We start from the raw sequence: 6,000 nt of genomic DNA on the forward strand, positions 1-6,000 counted from the left end.
CGTCGACGACGGCGTTGTGCCGCACCGCGGCGAGCACGCGGCGAACCCGGCACTCCTGCGCGAACTGGTGGAGGTGTTGAACGCCGCGGATGAACGTCGAGAGGTCCTGACCACGACGGACCCGCTGCACGTCGGCGGGGGCTCGGGCGTCCGCGTCCTCCCCGTCGGTGTAGCCGGTGCCCTCACCGCCCTGCCGCACGTGGTGGACGATCACGACCCCCGCGACAGGCTGGTCGAGGTGCCGAGAACCCTCCTGGCCGGCACCGCGCTGCCCCTGGCACCGCCCGACCGGTGACCACCCGGTCCGAGAGGTCGTCGCGCTCGTGCACGCGCGCAACGGCCAGGTCGTCGTGTCCGACCGCGACGCCCCCTCGCCCTCCCGGCCCGCGTCCACGCCCGCGGACGAGCTCGTCAGGCGTGTCGTAGCGGATGTTGACGTCGCCCCTACGTCCGGTGTCGGGGTCGTGCGACCGCTCCACGTCGTCACCACCGGTGACGCTTCCGCCGAATCGCTGACCCGCGCCTCGGGGTGGTGCCGGATCATCCAGCCGCTGGTGGCGGGTAGGGGAGGAGGGTGGCGTTGATCGTTTCCCAGGCGGCGACGAGTTCGGCGAGCTTGCCGGGTTCTTTCGCGGCGAGGTTGGCCAGTTCGCGCTGGTCGTCGGCGAGGTTGTACAGGTGCGGGCCGGGTGCGGGCATTCCGGGCTGCGGCAGTGCGCTGTAGTAGAACTTCCAGTCGCCGCGGCGCAGGGCCCGGCTCCTGCGCATCCGCCAGAACAGGTCGCGCCCTGGTGCGGGCCTGCCGCGCAGCAGGTGGTCGACGAGGCTCACGCCGTCGAACGGGTGAGCGGGACCGGCGGCGGCTCCTGCCAGCTCGACGAACGTCGCCGTCCAGTCCATGGTGATCACCGGCGTGCGGCTCACCGTGCGGCGGGGGAGCACGCCCGGCCAGCTCAGGATCGCGGGCACCCTGATCCCGCCCTCCCTCGTGTCGCCCTTGGCGCCGTAGAGCGGCCACGTGTTCGACCAGCGTTCGCCGCCGTTGTCGCTGGTGAACAGGACGACGGTGTTCTGGCGCTGCCCGGTGGCGTCCAGTGCCGCGAGGATCTTCCCGACCGCGGCGTCCAGCCCTTCGACCATCTCCTTGAAGACCTCGCGGCTGCCGCCGTCCCAGTGGGCGAGCGCTCCGTTCTCGCCGGTCTCACCGGCCAGGGTCCGGGCGGTCAGCTCCTGGCTGATCGCCACGTCGCCCGGTCCCTCCCACGGCCAGTGCGGCGTGGTGAAGTTGACGTTGACCAGCCACGGCTCGTGGTGCTCCTCGCGGATGAAGCCCACGGTGCGGTCGGTGATGAGATCGGTGAAGTACCGCAGGTCCTCCACCTCGACCTCGTTCTCGTAGAGGTCGTGGTCGCCGTTGGGGTTGACCTTGGAGAAGTAGTCGACGGCGCCGCCCATGGCGCCGAAGAACGCGTCCCACCCGACGCGAGTGGGACTGAACCAGGGGAGGTACCCGCAGTGCCACTTGCCGAACATCCGGGTCGCGTACCCCTGCGACTTGAGCAGGCTGGCCAGGGTCGGCTGGTCCAGCGGAATGCCGTCGATCTCGTTCGGCCGAACGATCGGCTCCGCCAGGCCGCCGGGGAGCCGGGCCGGGTAGCGGCCGGTGTAGAGGCCGAAGCGGGTCGGTGAGCACAGCGGAGCGGCGGCGTATCCGTCGGTGAAGCGGATTCCCGACAGCGCCAGCCGGTCGAGGTGCGGCGTCCTGATCTCCGGGGAGCCGTAGCAGGAGATGTCGGCCCACCCCAGGTCGTCGGCCAGGACGACCAGGACGTTGGGCTTCTCGGGATGGCCGCCGCGGTCGGTGGGGACGAGCTCCGACTCGGTGGCCGCGTTCGCCGGCGCCCAGGAGGGCGTCATGGCCACGGCTCCAGCGGCGGCAGCGGTGCCCGCAGCGCCCAGAAGGCGGCGCCGGGACAGGGAGGACGTCGGGGAGGTCATGGGTGCTCGGTCTCCTCGTGGTCGGTGTCCCTCCACGATGTCGAGACCGGTCATCGGCATCCAGGACCTGTCGATCCGAGGATGAGCCGGGGGCCGCGACCGTGGCGGCCCCGAACCGTGATCTGTTGGCGCGGCACCAGAACGTGTGCCGGGTCGGTGCCGTCTTCGTGCAGGATCGGCCTCACCGCCGAGGCGGCGGTGCGGTGGCCGAGGCGGGTCGGTTCGCCCTGGATTCGGCGGTGACCCCGACGATCGAGCAGCCCGGACAGGGCGGGGAACCAGCACCGGTCAGCGGGCTCGTGGCGGACCGGACCCGCCGGTTGCCGTCGGAGGACTGCGTTCTCGTGCCGCAGCACGAGCGGCACGGGTGCGGCGGAGGTGCCGGACGGGGCTCTCCTGCGCCAGGCGCAGCACCAGGAGCCGGATCGAGCGGATGGCCCGTGGCCGACCGTGCTGCCCTGGCGGAACCTGGCCACGTGGCGTCGCGCGAGGAGGTCCCGGTGCCACCGCAGCACTGTCTCCGGACGCACCAGCGGTCGGAGCCGTTGAAGCGTGGTGGCCGGGAGTCGGTGCGGCAGTGCCGCGAGAAGTGCTCGGCTCCGGGGGAGAACCGTGGACCGGCGTTGCCCGGCCGGGGTTCCGGGAGGGTGAGCTGGTGCCGTGGGGCCGGTATCTCCACACAGGACAGTCGGAGCAGCGCGGCCGGTCGTCGTGCCGTGCTGGCTGATGTCACGGCGGAGCGCAACCGTGCCCGCGAGCGTTTCGGGGCCTCGGTCGTCATGCGCTCTCCACCTGGGCGGCTGAGATCACCGGCAGGCGGTGGGTCGGCCGTCCCGGTACGGCCGACCCACCGGTTCCACCGGATCAGGCGCCGGTGGAACCCACCCTGCGGCGCAGGTCCACCACCGGGACGCCGCCGCCGACGAGCACGGTCGCGGTGGACCGCTCGTCGAGCTGCACCGAGACGTCGGTGAAGTCGGGCACGGTGAGCAGCACGCCGGTGTCGCCCAGGTCCTCCGACCCGACCCCGACGCACCACGCGCCAGCCTCGACCGCCGAGCGCACACCGCTCACGGAATCCTCGAACACCACCACCTCGTCCGGCGACAGGTCGAGCCGCGAACAGGCCGTGAGGTAGGGCTCCGGGTGCGGCTTGCCCCGGGAGACCTCGTCGCGGTGCACGACCACGGGCAGCGCGGCGCGCACCCCGATCATGTCCAGCGCGTGGTCGATCTTCGCGGGCCAGCTGCTGGTCACCAGCGCCAGCGCCGTCCCGGCGTCGGCCAGGGCCAGCACGAACTCCGCCGCGCCCGGAATCGCCTCGTACGGCGCGGTTTCCTCGATCCGGTCGACGTGTCGCCAGATGTCGCGCTGCCGACGCTCGTCGAACCCGGGGAACAAGGTCGCGACGGTGTGGCTGCCGTTGCGGCCGTGGACGTGGTCGCGCACCTCCTCCTCGGTGAGGTCCCGGGCCAGGTACTCCCGCGCCGCCTCGCGCCACGCGAACTCGATGACCGACCGCGAGTCGATCAGGACGCCGTCCATGTCGAACACCACGGCTCCGGCGGTGACTCGCTGGACCGGAGAATTCATCGCACGACCTTTCACCAGTGGATTTCGTCGGCCTCCCGCGCCGATCAGACGATCGGGTTCACCGTGTCGTCCGCCCACACGAAGTACCGGTCGTCCACCAGCAGGAGGTCGACGATGCCGTCGCTGACGGCGTCGAGCGCGTCCCGGGGGGAGCCGACGATGGGTTCTTCGTGCTTGTTGAACGAGGTGTTGACCAGGGCTGCCTGACCGGTGCGGTCGTGCCAGGACAGTAGCACTCCGTGCAGGAACGGATCGTCTTCGTGACGGACGACCTGCGGTCGCGCCGTGCCGTCCACGTGCACGACCGCCGGGCACGACTCGGCGAACTCCGGCGTGCAGTCGTAGGTGAGCGTCATGAACCGGGCAGCCGCGTGGTCGGGGCGCCAGTTCACGTAGCACGACGCGGCGAGCACGTCAGCGGTGATCGGGGCGAACGGCATGAACTCGGTGCGCTTGAGGCGCTGGTTCAGCCAGTCGTTCATGCTCGGGTCGTCGGTCCGGTAGACGATGCTGCGCCTGCCCAGGGCGCGCGGGCCGAACTCCATGCGCCCCCGGTAGAGCCCGATCACCCGGTTGTCCTCCAGGGCCTTGAGCAGCATCCCGCGCGGGTCGTCGGAACGGGTGAACTGCAGTGAGGGGTAGGACCGCAGCAGGTTCGCCAGGGTGTCGTCGTCGGTCGCCGCCGTGGGGCCGAGCGCCATCGACGGCGCGTCGTAGCGGTGTCCGCCTTCGCGGTAGGCGACCACGGCGGCGCTGTGCAGGGGCAGGCCGCCGTCGCCCATCGGCGGGATGACGTAGACGTTGTCGACGCCGGGGCACTCCAGGATGCGCTGGTTCAGCTTGACGTTGCCGAACACCCCGCCGCCCAGGCACACGTTCGACGTCGGCACCCCGGCGATGTGGGTGGTGACGAGTTCGGAGAGCAGGTTCTCCAGGTGGCGCTGGGCGGCGGCGGCGACGTCGGCGGGCGGCTCGGCCGCGACGGCCTCCAGCAGGACGTCCGAGTAGGTGTCGTAGGAGGGCTGGTAGTAGTCGCCGCAGCGCGCCCGCAGTCGGCCGTCCTCGATGTCGATCATCATCCGCATGAGCGGCAGCAGCCGCTCGGGATCACCGTTGGCGGCCAGACCGGTGATCTTGCCCTCGTGCCGGTTGGGCCGGAAGCCCAGCAACCGGGTGATGCGCCCGTAGAAGTAGCCGAGGCTGTCCACAGAGGTTTCCCGCTGGAGCACCCGCTCCTCGTCGCCGGAGACGAAGCTGATGGTCAGCGACTGGAAGTCTCCGCGCCCGTCGCAGGTCACCACCAGGGCGTCGGTGAACGGCGAGCACACGAACGCGCCCATGCCGTGGGACTCGTGGTGGTCGACCAGCACCACCTTGTCCCGCAGGCCGTGCCGCTCGGCGAACTCGTCGAACTCGGCGCGCTTGGCGCGGTCGTTGACGATCTCGTCGGAGATCCGCTTGCGGACGTGCGGGAGGCCCTCGGGGCGTCGGGTGGCCTCGTGGGCGACCCGCTCGACGTACAGCAGCAGGTGGCGCTCGGCGTCGAAGCCCGCGTGCCAGCCGTAGGCGACGCGGTCGAGGTCCGCGAGGGTCACGCCCCCCTCGGCCAGCACGAAGTCGATGGCCCGCTCGGGCCAGGTCCGGTGTTCCTTGACGCGGGTGAACCGCTCCTCGCTGGCTGCGGCGACGATCTCGTCGTCACGCAGCAGACAGGCACCTGCGAGGTCGTTGTTGGTGATACCCAGGACGAGCATGGTCGGCTCTGCCTTCCGGTGTTGGGGCGTGTTCGGTCGACGCGGGAGCCGGTCGGCTCCGCGCTGGTGGTCGTGCGGGTCTCGGGGGCGGTGCCGCGCGTCAGGCGCGCAGCGACCGGTGCGCTTCTTGCAGCGGAATCAGCTCGGGCGCGTCATCGGTGGCAACGCTGGCCTCCAGCGCCTGGACCACGGCTCCCAGGCCGCGGATGGTGGTGATGCTGTGGACTTGGTGCGCCGAGGCCGCCGCGCGGATCGCCCGGTCCGCCGCGCCGGCGGGGGAGCGGTCGTCCGAGGTGCTGACGACGAAGGAGAACTTGCCGCCGACGATCTCCCCGACGACGTCGCCGATCGCCTGGGTGTGGACGATGCCGTTGCGGCGCAGCACTTCGGCGGTGCTGGAGGTGGCGAGCACCTCGAAGCCGAGGTCGGCGAGCCGCTTGATGGGGAAGATCATGGCGCGCTTGTCCCGGTTGGCGACCGACACGAACACCTTGCCCGAGGTGGGCAGGGAGCCGTAGGAGGCGGTCTGGGACTTGGCGAAGGCCGTGCCGAAGGAGGAGTCGATGCCCATGACCTCGCCGGTGGACTTCATCTCGGGGCTGAGCAGGGAGTCGACGCCCTTGCCCTCCTTGGTGCGGAAGCGGTGGAAGGGCAG

General features: G+C 71.2%; 4 protein-coding genes and 1 pseudogene. 1 reads left to right on the forward strand and 4 read right to left on the reverse strand.

Going from position 1 to position 6,000, the window contains the following annotated elements; translation table 11 throughout:
- Nucleotides 1–16: 16 nt before the first annotated feature.
- Entirely contained in the window at nucleotides 17–295 is a 279-nt protein-coding gene (locus IMZ35_RS28905; RefSeq protein WP_199444379.1) for a hypothetical protein, read from the forward strand.
- A 245-nt stretch (nucleotides 296–540) separates the two neighbouring features.
- Here IMZ35_RS28905 and IMZ35_RS28910 read toward each other — a convergent pair whose 3' ends face one another.
- The 4 genes and pseudogenes from IMZ35_RS28910 to carB form a co-directional block, all read right to left on the reverse strand.
- Nucleotides 541–1,998: a sulfatase-like hydrolase/transferase gene (locus IMZ35_RS28910; protein ID WP_199444380.1), complete on the reverse strand. Its 1,458-nt coding sequence runs from the start codon at nucleotides 1,996–1,998 to the stop codon at nucleotides 541–543.
- Between the two features lie 864 nt (nucleotides 1,999–2,862).
- The gene (locus tag IMZ35_RS28915) at nucleotides 2,863–3,591 is read right to left on the reverse strand and encodes an HAD family hydrolase (protein ID WP_199444381.1); all 729 of its coding nucleotides are present in this window, start codon (nucleotides 3,589–3,591) and stop codon (nucleotides 2,863–2,865) included.
- A 44-nt stretch (nucleotides 3,592–3,635) separates the two neighbouring features.
- The gene (locus tag IMZ35_RS28920) at nucleotides 3,636–5,345 is read right to left on the reverse strand and encodes a carbamoyltransferase family protein (RefSeq protein WP_199444382.1); all 1,710 of its coding nucleotides are present in this window, start codon (nucleotides 5,343–5,345) and stop codon (nucleotides 3,636–3,638) included.
- 100 nt (nucleotides 5,346–5,445) lie between these two features.
- Nucleotides 5,446–6,000: pseudogene (gene carB / locus IMZ35_RS28925) on the reverse strand (carbamoyl-phosphate synthase large subunit); the annotation flags it as partial.

The organism is Umezawaea beigongshangensis (assembly GCF_016464305.1).
Classification (GTDB): Bacteria; Actinomycetota; Actinomycetes; order Mycobacteriales; family Pseudonocardiaceae; genus Umezawaea_A; species Umezawaea_A beigongshangensis.